Source organism: Ephemeroptericola cinctiostellae (genome assembly GCF_003339525.1).
Lineage (GTDB): Bacteria > Pseudomonadota > Gammaproteobacteria > Burkholderiales > Burkholderiaceae > Hydromonas > Hydromonas cinctiostellae.
This window is the reverse complement of the sequence record NZ_CP031124.1, coordinates 2,146,243-2,161,258: the sequence shown is the minus strand read 5'-3', so window position 1 is coordinate 2,161,258 and position 15,016 is coordinate 2,146,243. Positions and strand designations below refer to the sequence as shown.

Sequence of the window (15,016 nt, the reverse complement as noted above, 5' to 3'; positions counted from 1 at the left end):
AAATCAATTGCTTGTGAAAATTGTGAATTTGTTTACAAATAGCTATTTCTTTTTACATAAATTAAGGGGCTGTAGTAGATTAGGTTAAATACCAGTCCAAGATTTGAGTATTTTAAACTGATTTTTTGGAGTGCCGTAGTTAAATCTAAACTCACCCTCTTTCAGGAACAAAGGAAAGGTTTTTTGGTTAATTTCATTGTATTTTCGCAGTACACGTTTGGCTTGATTCCAAAAATTCTCAACGCCATTGATGTGGTTTTTACCTGTAGCAAACAATCGAGAATGATTGATGCGCTCATGATAAAAGCCGCTCACATCCAAAGCATTGTAACTGCGACAACAATCAGTATAAACCACGCTGTCAGGCGCGATTTTGCTAGTAATAATGGGCATTAGCGTAGATGCTTTGGTATCGACAACGACTTTGGTATAAGCTTTACCGCCGCGTTTTAAGATCCCAAACACAGCCGTTTTACCAGCCGCACCACGCCACGTCGACCTTTACGAGCACCAGCAAAGTAACTCTCGTCAAGTTCAACGTGACCTTCAAAGACTTCATCAGCCTCCAGTTCTAAATGATAGGCAATGATTGCTCTGATTTTGCGGTAAAACAAGGCCGCACTGTTTGGCTGTATGCCGAGTAAATCGGCAGCCGAACGTGCGGTCACTTCGAGCACAAAATACTCAAGTAACCTACGTTGGGTATTTTTGCTTAACTTACAATGGGTTAGTTTCATTTTATTAGCATATCATGATGCTAATCTACTACAGCCCCAAAATTAAAGTTAAAATTAACGTGTTTTTAAATGGGTTTTTGCTTGGCTTTGAATGTTTTTTTAAGAGTAATCAGGCAAATGCTTAATCTTGATTGGAGTTTGTGAATTGAAACCAGATAAAAATAATAGTGATGCATTGAGTGGCGGCGATTGCTTGTTTTCTCTCGATGCAAATGAAGGTGAAAAGGGGAGTTTAAATTCAAAATCCAGCTGGGTTGACCTCATCAAGGACAAGTTTTTTATGTGGCCAATTGGGCTGCTTTTCCTGTATTTGATTTTGACTGGAGGCCTTGGGGCTAACGCATGGCGAACTCAATCTCTCAGTTTATTGAGGTTGCTTGACATGATATTTGTTCAAGTGTTTTTAGCCGCGATTGCCGAGGAATTTGCATTTCGAGGTTATCTGTTGGAAAAGTTATTAAAAACATCAAAGTTGAGCAAGTTTTATATTAAAGCGAATTATGCCAGTGTGATCGTCACCATGCTATTCATCAGCGTGCATATTGACTTGTGGGTTTTTGTTCGGTATGCATTCATATCCCCAGAGGGAGGGGAGCGATATACCATGTATGGTGCTTTCTTGGGTAGGGGGATTGGTTTGTTTATTTTTAGCTTTTGTGCCAATACCATTTACCTGAAATACAGAAATATCAAATTCAATATTCTGTTTCATGCAACTTGGAACGCTTTATTTGTTCTTCAAAGTTTACTTCAAGGGGCATTAATGTGAAAAAAATACTAATGTTGTTTGTCTTTTTCATTGCCTTACACGTCGCTTTTTTATCATGCTCACTGATACAGATTGATGAATTTGATGGTTTCGGGGCTTATTACTTTATATATGTATTTTTTTGGGTTTGCATGTCTGAATTTGCCATTCGTGGCTTTACTTTTCAAAAACTGCTGGAGGGTGGGCGTGTGCCCGTTTGGATGGCCTATATCATCACCTCTGTGTTTTACCTGATGTTCGTGTATGGCAATGGCAGGCCATATACTTTCATGGAGCGAACGGATGCGTTGCTTGGATTTGATTGCATCAGTAAGTTTCTTTTTTCCCTGTTGATGTGTGCGGTATATCAAAGGAGTAAGCGAGTTTCTTTTTGTGTTTTACTCTCCGCCATGTATTACGTATTAACAGGTTTTGTCCATTTTATTTGAATGTAGGGTAAAAAATGCAACTGCATATTAAATGCAGACGAACTAAAGTTAGTTTGTGGTGGCCGAGATGGTAATGGAGATGGTGGTAACAGCAGCCGTAGTGGTTTCTCAGCAAGCAGCTGTGCGAGCCCTATTAGTCAAGGTGCTAGCAGCGCGGCTAAAAGTGTACAAGGAATTGGAGGGCCTTACCAAGGAGCTATTACAGCAGCTGCCGCAGTAGTTGGAGCAGTGCACGGAGCAACATCAAGCAGCTGTCGTGTCATCTGTACTCACTTCTATCGAAAAGGCATGCTTGATCAAACAGTTTGGCGTGCGGACATGGCGTTTACATTTAAAAATCTGTCACCCACAACTGTTCGTGGCTACCATGTTTGGGCGATTCCTTATGTTTGTTTGATGCGTAAATCTCAGCTTGCTGAAAAATTGATGTTTCCTATTGCTAAATACCGTGCTCAAGAGCTAGCGTATCAAATGGGTGTGGTTGAAAAAGGTAGTTGGCGGGGTAAATTGATTCGCTTGGTTTTAGAGCCTATATGCTGGGCTTTGGGTGTATTTGCTACAGAGCAAAACTGGGAATCGCTCTGGCAGCCAGCGAAGTAAGCAGCCGCCTTTGGAATGTTGTTTGGCGCAATCACAAGTCATCTTGGCGGAGGGTTTGTGATTGTGCTTTGAATGTCCTGCCTGTTCGGTTTCGTTCAGGTGGGCTTTCCGTGTTTGTGCGAGATGCGCAAACAGACGCGCTGCTTGAAAGCAGTATAGCTGAATTTTTGCGCTTGTGCCAAGCCATGCCTTGTCGCTTATTCTCTAGACTATCTGACAAATCGCCTGTGATGAGTAGGCTGTCCCGTGAGTTTCTTGTTGTTTTTAAACCCCGCCACAGGCCATGTCTGGATTTAAGCGGTAAGTTTCTTGAAAATCCCCAGAGAAAGTATATGGCCCTTGGTGCTGTAGTTTTGAGGTGGTGTCGATATAGACTTTACCGCCCAAATCACGCCAGCGTCGGCAAAAAGCGTAATCCTCAGATAAATAACGGTTGGTCTCGGGTTCAACCATCACGTCGAAAAAGCGGTAAAACAAATCTCGATGCGGGCGATCGGGTGGGCCATCGGGCGTGTATCTGAGTTCAGGTAAACGAGCCATCATGGTGATCAGCACTTCGCGTTTAATCGCCATAAAACCTGTAGGGGCTTCAGAGACCTCTAAAAAACCATCGCCATCAATGTGCAAAGCCATGCTTTGATTGCCGTGTGCTGCATTCACAGGGAATGCGGTGTGCGCGTTGATGAAGTCAGTGCTGCTCATGCCTGCTGGCATTTGTTCAGGCCAATGGATGCGTTTGATCGGGTAAGCGCCTGCGGCCACATCACGATCTGCCAACAAAAGTCGAAACACTGCGTCAGGCGTGAAACCGACATCGGCATCAATCCAAAATAAATGGGTGAACTCGGGTGCGGCTAAAAATTGGACGACTGAATTATTGCGTGCACGGGTCACAAGGCTGTCGCCAGGGTTGAGTTGGATCTGTGCGTTCATGCCCACTTGCCACAGTGCATTGTTGAGCGCAAGCAGGCTGGTGGTGAATGCACTGGTCACCATGGCGCCATAACATGGCGTGATGAACAAGGGGCGCATGGTTTTTAGGGCTGAGGTGTCGAGCATGGTGATCCAAATATGAAACCCCAGTGGGATTTAAGGGGTGGGTTGAAGCGCATAAACGGATGGCAACATGACCTCTGTGACCATCATTCGGCTGTTGGCATGGCGGGTGTGCGTGAACACGCAACGGCGTGCCCATAAGTGGCTGGGCAGTGCAATGTCAAAGCCATGCCCATTTAATGCCCTTTGAGCCATTTGATACAAGTCATCTTGCGAGCACAAGCGCGTGTATTCGAACGAATCGCGACGAATCAATGGGTTAGAAAACAATGCCACGCCCAATGCGCGGTTGCCCAATTGATTGAAAAAGGGCCAGTCGCGACCCACACGTTCTATCGGTGTGACGGTGTGGGCGAACACAGCAGGCACACCATTACAAATGAGCAACACTTGACGTTGTAATACAGATCGACCACGGGGCAGCTGCATCGGGATGGTTTCCGATAAACTCAAAGGGGATGACAATTGATTGATGCGTTGAACTGAGAAATGCTGGCAGTGGTTTTTTAATTTTTGAGTCAAAGAGCCTGAATCGGTTAACCAATGGGTGTGAGACAAATCAATCCGCGGGACATGCCACTGCCAAGGTGAATGAAGCGCACGACTCATCCGCGATCCGTGGGTAAATGCAGTTGTTCATACACCGCTCGAGTGAAAGGTAGGGTGCGGCTGACTTCACGAGAAAACAGGCCTGCGGTTTGCAAACATGCGCCCACAAGTAGCACCCAACAAGCGGCATTGATCCATTTGGTATGAACTGATTTTCCACCATTGACCCCCTGTAACACACTGACTGGAGGCGCATTGTAAGTGATGACGACAGGCGCCACTTTGGCAATCGGTGCGGTTAAAGGGATTTCTGTTGTGGTTGGCTGTTCTGTGTGAAAACTGATGTTGTTTGTTGCGTGGGCAGACTCAGTCGGCTCGGTTGGCTTTGTTGACTTGGTGGATGGTACAAAAATCGCGGGTGCATGCAGCTCGTTGTTATTTGTCACACGATAAAACATGTCCGTGATTGGTTGCGGTACAAAGCTGACTGGATTGATGCGTTTAAGGGCACCATCTCGTGATATTGGGGCTGTGTTGGTGTCTTTTGCAATCGGTGTTTCAGCACGGTCATCCAGGATGGTGACGATGGCATTGAGTTCTGGCCTTTGCTGATCTGTTGTTGCAGGGACATCAATGAAATGAATGTCATGGGGGGGCAACAGAAATAATGCGGCCTGCATATCAAAGGCATGCGCACATTGACCACACGTGCCATACCCATCATGCAAGCGCAATAAGTCGGCATTCACTTTGAATGCGGTCAAACAAGCAGGGCAACGCGTGCCGAAAGTGTTCATTGAAAATCCATCTGTGATTGGTTGTGTGTATTTTAACGGTTTACAGCCGACGGGGTTAAAAAAAGTCGGTAATTTTTATGGGCTTCATTTAAAAATGTGCTTGAAGGGCAAAGCCCTGTGATGGATTGCAAGGATGGGGCGTTTGTTGAGGGCTCAAATGACGACTGAATGCTGAACCTTTATTGTTTATTGATTTGAATCGAGTTGACTTAACCAGCGTGTCAAAAGGACATGCAGTTTTTCTGGATCTAAAGGTTTGTGCAGCACAAGGTAGCCTTCATGCTCGGCCTGTCTCAGCTCAGGGGAGTCGAATTCTCCACTGATCATGGCACCACGTGCATTTGGACAGCGTTCTAATAATCCACGCAAAACATCAAAACCACTTTCTCCTGCACGCAGCCTTTGGTCACACAAAATGACCTGAGGCTGAAAACCCGCGTTTATGGCGGATAATGCTTGGAGCGATGAGGCGACGCATCGAACCTGCACATGCCATGACAATAGCAGTGACTCCCATGCTTGGCACACCAGAGGGTCATCATCGACAATAAGGCATTGCCCAGACAAGGGGTGTAAATACGCATGGGTGTATGTTGCAGCGTGTGCATCTTGAGCTCGAAGCGCTGCTTGAGTGTCATTTGCTACTGCTGGCAAGCGCAGCCAAAATTTTGAGCCACGGCCATCTCGTGATGTGAATCCATATGTTGCCCCCATGAGCCCCGCACAGCGGGCGACCACGGCAAGCCCAAGTCCGTGGCCTTCGCTGTCAATGCGCCATGCGTGTTGATGGCGAAAAAAAGGCGAATAAATGTTGTTTTGATCCTCAGCTGCGACCCCAATGCCTGTGTCCCACACCTCAATTTGCCAGTCGTTGTTGCGTTTTCTGGCTGAAATCAAAGCCCCTCCATGCTTGGTGTAACGCAGCGCGTTGTGTATTAAATTGCTGATGGATTGGCGCAACAACATGGCATCGGCATCGACTGCGGCTTGATTGTGCGTGGATTTAATGCGCAATTGTAAACCCCTGGATTTTGCTTCCTCATGGAAGATTGAGACCACATCTTCAATGAGTGGATCCAAAGCGATGATTTCATTTTTGATTTGCACGGCCCCAGCTTCTATTTTTGATAGATCCAACAATGAATTGAACATTTGCGTCACGGAGTGAACGCTTTGTTTTAAATCCATCAAAGAAGAGCGCAATGAGGGGTCTGTGTTGCGGCGGGAGATTGATTCAATTAAAAAACCCATGGCGTGCACGGGTTGCCGCAAATCGTGGCTGGCTGTGGTGAGGAAGACATTTTTTACTTTGAGCGCTTCTTCAGCGGCTTCTTTGGCATCTTTATAATTGCTCGCCAGTCGAGCACCTTCTTCTTCCAGCCACACCATTCGGACAAAAAAGTGATGCGAAATTTTAGCGTGTCGGTACATGCCCAAGCTATAGGAGATAGAAAGCAGCATGGCGTAGGGCCATTCTGCATCATGCAGTGTCCACGGGATCAACAATACGGTGCCATTCCATCCCACCATAAAGAATCGTTTAAAAATGCTTAAAATCGGCGCTTGGTGTGTGGCATTGCCAGCCATGATGGCCGCTATTGTTAAAATATAGATGTATTTGAATTCAAAAATGGCGGTTTGGCTGACCAATGGCAGCAGAATAAACAGACCAAAGCCATGGAGCAAGGCGGATTTTTGAACAATGGGCAGCCATTTTAGGTACATCAATTCAGCTGAAAGTCGTTGGGCATCACGTCGATACGCTTGGTGTATAAAACATGAGGTGATGGCTGCGATAAAATAAGCAGCCGACCACATCAGCACGCGATAATCACCACCGTTTGTTCGTTGATAAAACCATGCCAAAATAATCGACACATAAGGCATGGAAAAAACGCCAAAACGCAGCCTAGAATAGGCCATGTCCAATAGACGCAGCTTACCTGACACACTGATGCGGTCTAAATGAATGGATTCTGTCTGGTTGTGTGCGGTGTCGGGTGTTTGTTTTGTGCGCCACATTCATTCCACCCGTCTACCGCGCAATTTGGTGATGATTTCAATGCGGGTTTTAACCTGAAGCCGTTCAAGGATACAAGTGACATGCTCTTTGACGGTTTGTTCAGACAGCGACAGCTTTTGAGCAATGCGTTTATTGGGCAAACCCATCAGCACCATGATCAGCACTTCACCCTGCCGTGCAGTCAATCCAAGCTCTGCCGCCGTCACTGGAATTTCTTTGGGTTGCACATTGCGTTGAATGCAATCCGCAGAGCTTTGAAACCACGTTTTCCCCATCAGCAGCGTAGCCACTACTTGAGCAAACACATCGGGAGATTCTTGTTTGTGAATGAATCCACTGGCCCCCATGGTGCAGACCTTATTTTGAATGGCCGCATCATCATCGGCGCTGATGATCAGTACCGCTGTTTTTGGGTATTGCTCGTGTAATTGTTTCAGCAAGGGCAGTGATGTGCCTTCAGGTAACCAAAAATCAAGCACGATGAGTTGAGGGGTGTGGTGTTGAAGCTGTTGCCATAGAGTAGCCACGTTTGAAACAGCATGTGCTTGCTCAAAATGACAATGTGATGTTAAGAAGTTAGCAATGCCACGTGCGACCAATGGGTGGTCATCAATGACGATGGCGTGGGGGGCGTTTGTGTTCATGACGAAATCACGTTTTTATACACATTTATTTATGCGCTATTCATGTGCACGATATTCTAGATTGCCGCTTTGCGGGAGGCAATACATGATAACAAGTTTATCTTCATAAAACATCCTACTTTAGTAGGGTTGATTTTTAATATAAATGCGAAGATAATTCTCATATAGATAGATATTGAAATTTATATTAAACACTTGTAAATATTCGTAAGTGTTTTTAGGTCGGATGTGTTCAAACAATAATTAAGGGGAAAACAATGGCTAATGGAACTTCAGGAAACGATTATTTGGTTGGCTCAGTAGGTGCAGATGGGTTGTACGGCTTGGCTGGTGATGACACACTGAAAGGCGATGCTGGCAATGATACATTAGAAGGTGGCTCGGGTAATGACATGTTGTATGGTGAATCAGGCAATGACACGTATGTATTTGGTAAAGGCGATGGCGCAGACGAGATTTTTTATGATTCCGATAGTTCATCAACAAAATTAAATACGTTGTTGTTTAAGGAGGGGATTACGCCGAGTGAATTGGTTGTGACACGTTCAGGTTCTGCTATTTTGGTGAGCATTGCGGGCACCACGGATTCTGTTTTTATCAACAACTTCTTTAGTAGTTCATCAAATGGCACGCCAAGCAACTCATCCAACCCGGTTCAACAGTTTGTGTTCAATGATGGCACTGTTTGGAATTTAGACCGCATTCGCTTGCAAGCGATGACCGGTGGTGTTGGTGATGACACAATTGTGGGCACCGCTTTGGCGGATACCATCACGGGTGGTGCGGGTAATGATTTGCTCTATGGCTATGATGGCAATGACACGTACGTGTTTGGCAAAGGGGATGGGGCAGACGAGATTGCTTCTGATTATGATACTTCATCTGGCAAATTGAATACATTGTTGTTTAAGGCGGGTGTTGCGCCGAGTGAATTGGTTGTGACACGTTCAGGTTCTGCTATTTTGGTGAGCATTGCGGGCACCACGGATTCTGTTTTTATCAACAACTTCTTTAGTAGTTCATCAAATGGCACGCCAAGCAACTCATCCAACCCGGTTCAACAGTTTGTGTTCAATGATGGCACTGTTTGGAATTTAGACCGCATTCGCTTGCAAGCGATGACCGGTGGTGTTGGTGATGACACAATTGTGGGCACCGCTTTGGCGGATACCATCACGGGTGGTGCGGGTAATGATTTGCTCTATGGCTATGATGGCAATGACACGTACGTGTTTGGCAAAGGGGATGGGGCAGACGAGATTGCTTCTGATTATGATACTTCATCTGGCAAATTGAATACATTGTTGTTTAAGGCGGGTGTTGCGCCGAGTGAATTGGTTGTGACACGTTCAGGTTCTGCTATTTTGGTGAGCATTGCGGGCACCACGGATTCTGTTTTTATCAACAACTTCTTTAGTAGTTCATCAAATGGCACGCCAAGCAACTCATCCAACCCGGTTCAACAGTTTGTGTTCAATGATGGCACTGTTTGGAATTTAGACCGCATTCGCTTGCAAGCGATGACCGGTGGTGTTGGTGATGACACGATTGTGGGCACCGCTTTGGCGGATACCATCACGGGTGGTGCGGGTAATGATTTGCTCTATGGCTATGATGGCAATGACACGTACGTGTTTGGCAAAGGGGATGGGGCAGACGAGATTGCTTCTGATTATGATACTTCATCTGGCAAATTGAATACATTGTTGTTTAAGGCGGGTGTTGCGCCGAGTGAATTGGTTGTGACACGTTCAGGTTCTGCTATTTTGGTGAGCATTGCGGGCACCACGGATTCTGTTTTTATCAACAACTTCTTTAGTAGTTCATCAAATGGCACGCCAAGCAACTCATCCAACCCAGTTCAACAGTTTGTGTTCAATGATGGCACTGTTTGGAATTTAGACCGCATTCGCTTGCAAGCGATGACCGGTGGTGTTGGTGATGACACGATTGTGGGCACCGCTTTGGCGGATACCATCACGGGTGGTGCGGGTAATGATTTGCTCTATGGCTATGATGGCAATGACACGTACGTGTTTGGCAAAGGGGATGGGGCAGACGAGATTGCGTCTGATTACAACACTTCATCAACGAAGTTGAATACGTTGCAGTTTAAGGCAGGGGTGTTGGTTACTGAAATTATTGCCACTCACTCATCCACAAACAGCAGTGACTTGGTGTTGTCCATTGCAGGTACTGCAGACAGTATCACCATTAAAAACTATTTTTATAGTACAGGACCTAACAATGCTTACAACCCCATTCAGAATATCGTGTTTGAGGATGGAACCATTTGGACGCTGGATGATCTGGTCAACCATACTTTTGTGGGCACATCTGCCGCTGACACGCTCACAGGCAATGCAGGCGATGACTATTTGAGTGGTGGTGCAGGCGTTGATTCAATGGCAGGTGGACTTGGTGACGACATGTATGTTGTGGACAACAGCAGCGATGTGGTGACTGAGGCTGCAAATGCAGGGATTGACTCCGTGTTCAGCACAAGCAGTTTCACTTTGTCCGCCAACGTTGAAGAGCTTTATTTGGTGGGTAATGCTGCGGCCAATGGTGCAGGCAATGCATTGAACAACTGGCTCTCAGGTAACTCTGCCAATAACCTCCTCATGGGTTTGGCTGGTAACGATTATTTATTTGGTGATGCAGGCAATGACATCTTGAGGGGTGGTGCAGGTAATGATGAGATGGATGGTGGTTATGGTACGGATTGGGCCGATTACAGCGACATGACTGCTGCTGTCGCCGTTGACTTGGGGGTGACCATACAGCAAAACACCAATGCGGGTGGGCTTGATACTCTGCACAGCATTGAAAATGCCCGTGGTGGCAGTGCCAATGACATGCTTCGAGGTAATGCGATTGCAAATGCTTTATCGGGCATGGCGGGCAACGACTCCTTGCTGGGTTTTGCGGGCAACGACACTCTGGATGGTGGTACAGGCAATGACACGTTGCGTGGCGGTTTAGGCAACGATGTATTGAATGGTGGCGATGGGATCGATTGGGCCGATTATGTCGACATGACGGCCAGTGTCAATGTCAATTTGAACATCACAACGGTTCAAGTCACGGGTGCGGGTGGTTCAGATACCCTCACAAACATTGAAAACGTTCGTGCTGGCAGTGCCAACGACAATCTGAAAGGCAATGCCTCAGACAATGTGCTTGATGGTCAAGCTGGGAACGACGCTCTGTTTGGTAATGCAGGCAATGACAACCTCATCGGTGGGGCTGGCAACGACATCCTGAATGGTGGTTTGGGCAATGACAGCTTAAGTGGGGGGGATGGCAATGACTGGGCGGACTACTTCGACTCAACTGCGGCTGTCAGCGTTGATTTGCGCCTTGCGACCCAGCAAAACACCGTGGGTGCAGGCTTGGACATCTTTTACAATATTGAAAACCTCCGTGGCGGACTCGGCAACGACACCTTGAATGGCAGCGTGTATGCCAATGCTTTGGTCGGACAAGCGGGCAATGATTTTATGGTGGGCAATGGTGGTAACGACACTTTGTACGCAGGCCTAGGCAATGACACCTTATTTGGTGGCACTGGCAATGACACCTACCAATTTAATCGTGGCGATGGTCAAGACACATTGACCGATGCCGATGCAACGGTGGGCAACAGCGACACCTTGGCATTCCAAACCGGTGTGACCAACAGCCAACTCTGGTTGACCCATACGGGCAATGATTTGGTGGTGAGTGTGATTGGCACCACAGATAAAGTCACCATTAAGAATTGGTATGTCAGCAGTGCCAACCATGTCGAGTCCATCACTGCAGGAGGCAAGACACTGGCGGATGGCAACGTGAATGCTTTGGTTGCGGCCATGTCTGCATTTTCGCCGCCTGCTGCTGGACAAACTACTTTACCCTCCAGCTATCAAACCGCTTTGAATCCTGTGATTGCGGCAAACTGGGTTTAGTGGTAAAAAATGTTGGATCAAAAACGTTAAGTTAATATGGCAGTATGGTCAAAACCATAAGAAATTCGATACGTTATTGCAGGTTTGTCTCGTATTTCCTGCTTTTAGAGAGGCCGTGCCAATCACGGTATGGCGAAATAGGGGCAGCTTTCACCAATAAAAAAGAGTGCATAACATGCACTCTTTTTTATTGATTTATTTTGTTCAATCAGTGAACAGTACCATGCTCATCGTCGTGATCGTGGTCATGGCCATCTGCACCATGGACGTGTTCATGTTCGATTTCTTCCTCAGTTGCTTCACGCACTTCAGTCACTTTAACATTGCAGCGCAATGCTTGACCGGCGAGTGGGTGATTGCCATCGAGAACCACTTTGTCGCCTTCGATATCGGTGATGGTGAAAAACTCCATGTCATCTTCAGAACCGCCTTCAGGGATGCCTTCAAACATCATGCCTGCTTCGATGTCTTTTGGGAATAAAGAGCGGTCTTCAACGCGAACCAATTCAGCATCGTACTCACCAAAGGCGTCATCTGGTTCGAGTTGGACTGTGGTTTCAAAACCAACTTCTTGACCTTCAAGCGCTTCTTCAATTTTTGGGAAAAAATCATCGTAGCCGCCGTGAAGGTATGTAAAACCGTCGCCTGATGTTTCTTCGATAGGGTTGTTTTGTGCGTCAGTGACAGCCATGCTGAGGGTGACGACGGTGTTTTTTGCGATTTTCATGCGACGCTTTCAATAGGGATGTTGATAAAATCTAGATAAAAAAGAATGACAGTTTTGCTTAAATCTTTAAGGCACGCATTTTTAACGGTACTATTATACTTTAGAACCCCAATTCTGCACAGTTCTAACATGCAAGTGTTGGGTTTTACTGCGATTGTTGCATAAATGTTCAAAGGATAATGATGGTTCAAAAAAATGATGTGGTTGATGATTGGCGTGCATTTTGTTTATCAATGCCAGCTGCAATAGAGGACATGCCTTTTGGGCCAGAAGTTTTGGTGTATAAAGTTGCGGGTAAAGTATTTGCTCTTTTGGCATGGCAAGATGAGCCGCCCAGAATGAATTTAAAGTGTGAGCCCAATTTGGCGTTGAGCCTTCGTCAGGAATATCCGTCGGTCACGGGTGGTTATCACATGAATAAAAAACATTGGAATACCGTGCAATTGGATGGAGTGATTGATGAAGAGACAATCCAAGATTGGGTACGTGCATCGTATGATTTGGTTTATTTGTCATTGCCAAAAAAAATACAACAGCAGATGTTGTCTATGACTTATGAAGTGTAAGTGCTCATTGTATCAACGGTGCTGCATGTGTTAAAGCAACAAGGCAAGTATGTTTCTGGGGGCTTAATGAAAATTGAAGCCATTTAAATTCATCGTGAATGTTTTGGCTTCACGAATCACGCTTATGCAAAAAAACGTTCGCGCATTTCATTCAGCCCAAGGGTGTCGAGTAACTCGTGCAACCGTTCACGCGCGCGCGTGTTTGCTTGGCCTTTACGGCTGGCAATGATCAATTCATTTTTCATGGAATGTTCCCAACCCACCAATTCAGTGACTGAAACTTGATAACCATGTGCTTCAAGCTGTAAACAACGCAATACATTGGTGATTTGGCTGCCAAATTCGCGCGTGTGCAGTGGATGACGCCAAATTTCGGTCAAGGGGGCTTTAAGTTGAGTGCTTTTGTTTTTTCGTAAAACAGAGGCGACCTCTGCTTGACAGCAGGGCACGAGAACAATGTGTTGTGCATTTTTTTTAAGCGCAAAGTGAATTGCATCGTCGGTTGCCGTGTTGCAAGCATGCAGGGCGGTCACGACATCAATGTGTTCTGGTAAGGCTGTTGAAACAATGGAATCAGCGACCGATAAATTGAGAAACTCCATGCCGGAAAATCCCAAGCGTTGTGCCAATTCTTTGGATCTATTGACCAAATCATCGCGGGTTTCGATGCCGTAGATGGTTGATCGAGTGGCCTTCTCTTTAAAAAACAAATCAAATAAAATAAAGCCAAGGTATGATTTGCCAGCGCCATGATCAACGAGGCTGATGCTGTCTTGTTGTGCCAGTCGCTCGGTTAATAAAGGTTCGATGAATTGAAAAAGGTGGTACACCTGTTTGAGCTTGCGGCGGCTGTCTTGGTTCATCTTGCCATCTTGGGTTAAGATGTGCAACTCCTTCAACAGTTCAATGGATTGGTTTGGACGGACTTCATAAGCAAGGGATTTGTTTGGCTTGATTTTTGACATGGCTGCTGAATGGTGCTAAAAAGAATACTAAAAAATACTGGAAATATCTGAATGAAAAAACCAGCATTGTGCTGGTTTTTTCATTGCAACAGTGATGTGCTTCGCATGAGGCACATCTTTTATGTGATTTATGCTTTTGGCGCTTCGTCATCGTCTTTAACGTTACCGATGATATTGTCGGCTTTGTCTTTGGCTGTTTCGGCCAATTCCGACAAGCCTGTTTTTGCCTTGTCGACCAGACCACTGACGCCGCCATGCTCATTGTAAGCTGTTTTTGCTGAGTCAGCGGCTTCTGTCGCTGTTGTTTTAACGGCGTCAACAGCCTTGCTTGCAGTTTCAGAAATATTGTCACCAAGCTCAGTCAATTCAGTTTTTGCTTTGTCAACCAAACCACTCACACCACCCGCTTCGTTATAAGCCTCTTGAGCGTCATCCGCGGCATCTTTTACTGTGTCAACCGCTTTATTGGCCAAATCTTTGATTGAATCTAAAATACCCATGTCATCGCTCCTAATGCGTAACTTGTTGAAAAATAAACCCCAATGCCACATCGATTTATCGACACTTAATTGTAACAGGTTTCTATCCGCAAGGGTTTGCTGTCGAATATTATGAATGGGGTTTTATTCTTAAGTCAGTAAACAAGTAAGTAAACAAAGGCTTTTGATGACGTTATGCCAGACTTTGCGGTATAGTGACAGACATTGCTTGTTCTTTTTTATTGGTTTCCTATGGGTTTTGCCATGCGTCGTTTACCCCTATTTCTTGTGTTAATACTTGTTGCCTTGCAATGGCCTTTGTGGAATGGCTATTGGGAATTATTTCAGACAAAAAAATCCATTGATGAGCAACAAAAAGTCAATCAAGAATTGATTTATCGTAATGCAGCACTTCAGGCCGACATTCGCGACCTGAAGCAGGGCAATGATGCCGTGCAGGAGCGTGCTCGGTTGCAACTTGGGATGGTGAAGTCGGATGAAGTGTTCGTGCAGGTGATGGATCAGCCTTCGGCTGTGGCTGCGGGACCGAGCCAAACTGCAGTTTCCCCGGCGTTGGCTGCGGGTGATTCTGCTGTGACCGTGAGACAAGCGGCGCCTGTAAAACCGATTGCGCCATTGACATCGACACCGCCTGTTAAAGATGAAGCGGTGGCTGTCAGCCCTCCTGTGGCATCAACGTCAGCGCTTAAACCTTGAAGTGAGATT

General features: G+C 46.0%; 14 protein-coding genes and 1 pseudogene. 6 read left to right on the top strand and 9 right to left on the bottom strand.

Annotated features, from left to right (window positions below; all coding sequences use genetic code 11):
• Positions 1-84: 84 nt before the first annotated feature.
• A pseudogene (locus tag DTO96_RS09695) lies at positions 85-737 on the bottom strand (IS1595 family transposase).
• Positions 738-882: 145 nt separating this feature from the next.
• Here DTO96_RS09695 and DTO96_RS09690 point away from each other — a divergent pair.
• From DTO96_RS09690 to DTO96_RS09680, 3 genes are all read left to right on the top strand, one after another.
• Positions 883-1,506, top strand: a complete 624-nt coding sequence (locus DTO96_RS09690) for a CPBP family intramembrane glutamic endopeptidase (protein ID WP_114563306.1) — start codon at positions 883-885, stop codon at positions 1,504-1,506.
• On the top strand, positions 1,503-1,934 hold the full coding sequence (locus DTO96_RS09685; protein ID WP_114563305.1) for a CPBP family glutamic-type intramembrane protease: 432 nt from the start codon (positions 1,503-1,505) through the stop codon (positions 1,932-1,934). The genes DTO96_RS09690 and DTO96_RS09685 overlap by 4 nt, the downstream gene beginning before the upstream one ends.
• 318 nt (positions 1,935-2,252) lie before the next feature.
• Positions 2,253-2,534, top strand: coding sequence for a hypothetical protein (locus DTO96_RS09680; RefSeq protein ID WP_157964396.1), 282 nt, complete (start codon positions 2,253-2,255; stop codon positions 2,532-2,534).
• Positions 2,535-2,798: 264 nt separating this feature from the next.
• Here DTO96_RS09680 and DTO96_RS09675 read toward each other — a convergent pair whose 3' ends face one another.
• The 5 genes from DTO96_RS09675 to DTO96_RS09655 all read right to left on the bottom strand — a co-directional run bounded on the left by DTO96_RS09675 (position 2,799) and on the right by DTO96_RS09655 (position 7,603).
• The gene (locus DTO96_RS09675) at positions 2,799-3,593 is read right to left on the bottom strand and encodes a hypothetical protein (protein WP_114563303.1); all 795 of its coding nucleotides are present in this window, start codon (positions 3,591-3,593) and stop codon (positions 2,799-2,801) included.
• A 30-nt stretch (positions 3,594-3,623) separates the two neighbouring features.
• Positions 3,624-4,199 carry a chorismate--pyruvate lyase family protein gene (locus DTO96_RS09670; protein WP_114563302.1) on the bottom strand — a complete coding sequence of 192 codons (576 nt, stop codon included), beginning with the start codon at positions 4,197-4,199 and terminating at the stop codon, positions 3,624-3,626.
• Positions 4,196-4,936, bottom strand: a complete 741-nt coding sequence (locus DTO96_RS09665) for an MJ0042-type zinc finger domain-containing protein (protein WP_114563301.1) — start codon at positions 4,934-4,936, stop codon at positions 4,196-4,198. The genes DTO96_RS09670 and DTO96_RS09665 overlap by 4 nt, the downstream gene beginning before the upstream one ends.
• Before the next feature lie 186 nt (positions 4,937-5,122).
• Entirely contained in the window at positions 5,123-6,958 is a 1,836-nt protein-coding gene (locus tag DTO96_RS09660; protein WP_114563300.1) for a hybrid sensor histidine kinase/response regulator, read from the bottom strand.
• Complete coding sequence (locus DTO96_RS09655; protein WP_114563299.1) at positions 6,959-7,603, bottom strand: response regulator transcription factor; 645 nt, start codon at positions 7,601-7,603, stop codon at positions 6,959-6,961.
• A 257-nt stretch (positions 7,604-7,860) separates the two neighbouring features.
• Here DTO96_RS09655 and DTO96_RS09650 point away from each other — a divergent pair, with 257 nt between their 5' ends.
• Positions 7,861-11,553 carry a beta strand repeat-containing protein gene (locus DTO96_RS09650; protein ID WP_114563298.1) on the top strand — a complete coding sequence of 1,231 codons (3,693 nt, stop codon included), beginning with the start codon at positions 7,861-7,863 and terminating at the stop codon, positions 11,551-11,553.
• Positions 11,554-11,761: 208 nt separating this feature from the next.
• On the opposite strand, the gene DTO96_RS09645 is transcribed toward DTO96_RS09650, so the two are convergent.
• Complete coding sequence (locus DTO96_RS09645) at positions 11,762-12,280, bottom strand: FKBP-type peptidyl-prolyl cis-trans isomerase (RefSeq protein ID WP_114563297.1); 519 nt, start codon at positions 12,278-12,280, stop codon at positions 11,762-11,764.
• A 179-nt stretch (positions 12,281-12,459) separates the two neighbouring features.
• Here DTO96_RS09645 and DTO96_RS09640 point away from each other — a divergent pair, with 179 nt between their 5' ends.
• The gene (locus DTO96_RS09640) at positions 12,460-12,846 is read left to right on the top strand and encodes an MmcQ/YjbR family DNA-binding protein (protein ID WP_225972482.1); all 387 of its coding nucleotides are present in this window, start codon (positions 12,460-12,462) and stop codon (positions 12,844-12,846) included.
• A 122-nt stretch (positions 12,847-12,968) separates the two neighbouring features.
• Here the strand turns inward: DTO96_RS09640 and DTO96_RS09635 are convergent, their stop codons facing one another.
• Positions 12,969-13,811, bottom strand: coding sequence for a class I SAM-dependent methyltransferase (locus DTO96_RS09635; RefSeq protein ID WP_114563295.1), 843 nt, complete (start codon positions 13,809-13,811; stop codon positions 12,969-12,971).
• A 128-nt stretch (positions 13,812-13,939) separates the two neighbouring features.
• On the bottom strand, positions 13,940-14,311 hold the full coding sequence (locus DTO96_RS09630) for a hypothetical protein (RefSeq protein ID WP_114563294.1): 372 nt from the start codon (positions 14,309-14,311) through the stop codon (positions 13,940-13,942).
• 243 nt (positions 14,312-14,554) lie between these two features.
• On the opposite strand from DTO96_RS09630, the gene DTO96_RS09625 reads away from it, so the two are divergent.
• Positions 14,555-15,007, top strand: a complete 453-nt coding sequence (locus DTO96_RS09625) for a septum formation initiator family protein (protein WP_114564017.1) — start codon at positions 14,555-14,557, stop codon at positions 15,005-15,007.
• Positions 15,008-15,016 lie beyond the last annotated feature (9 nt).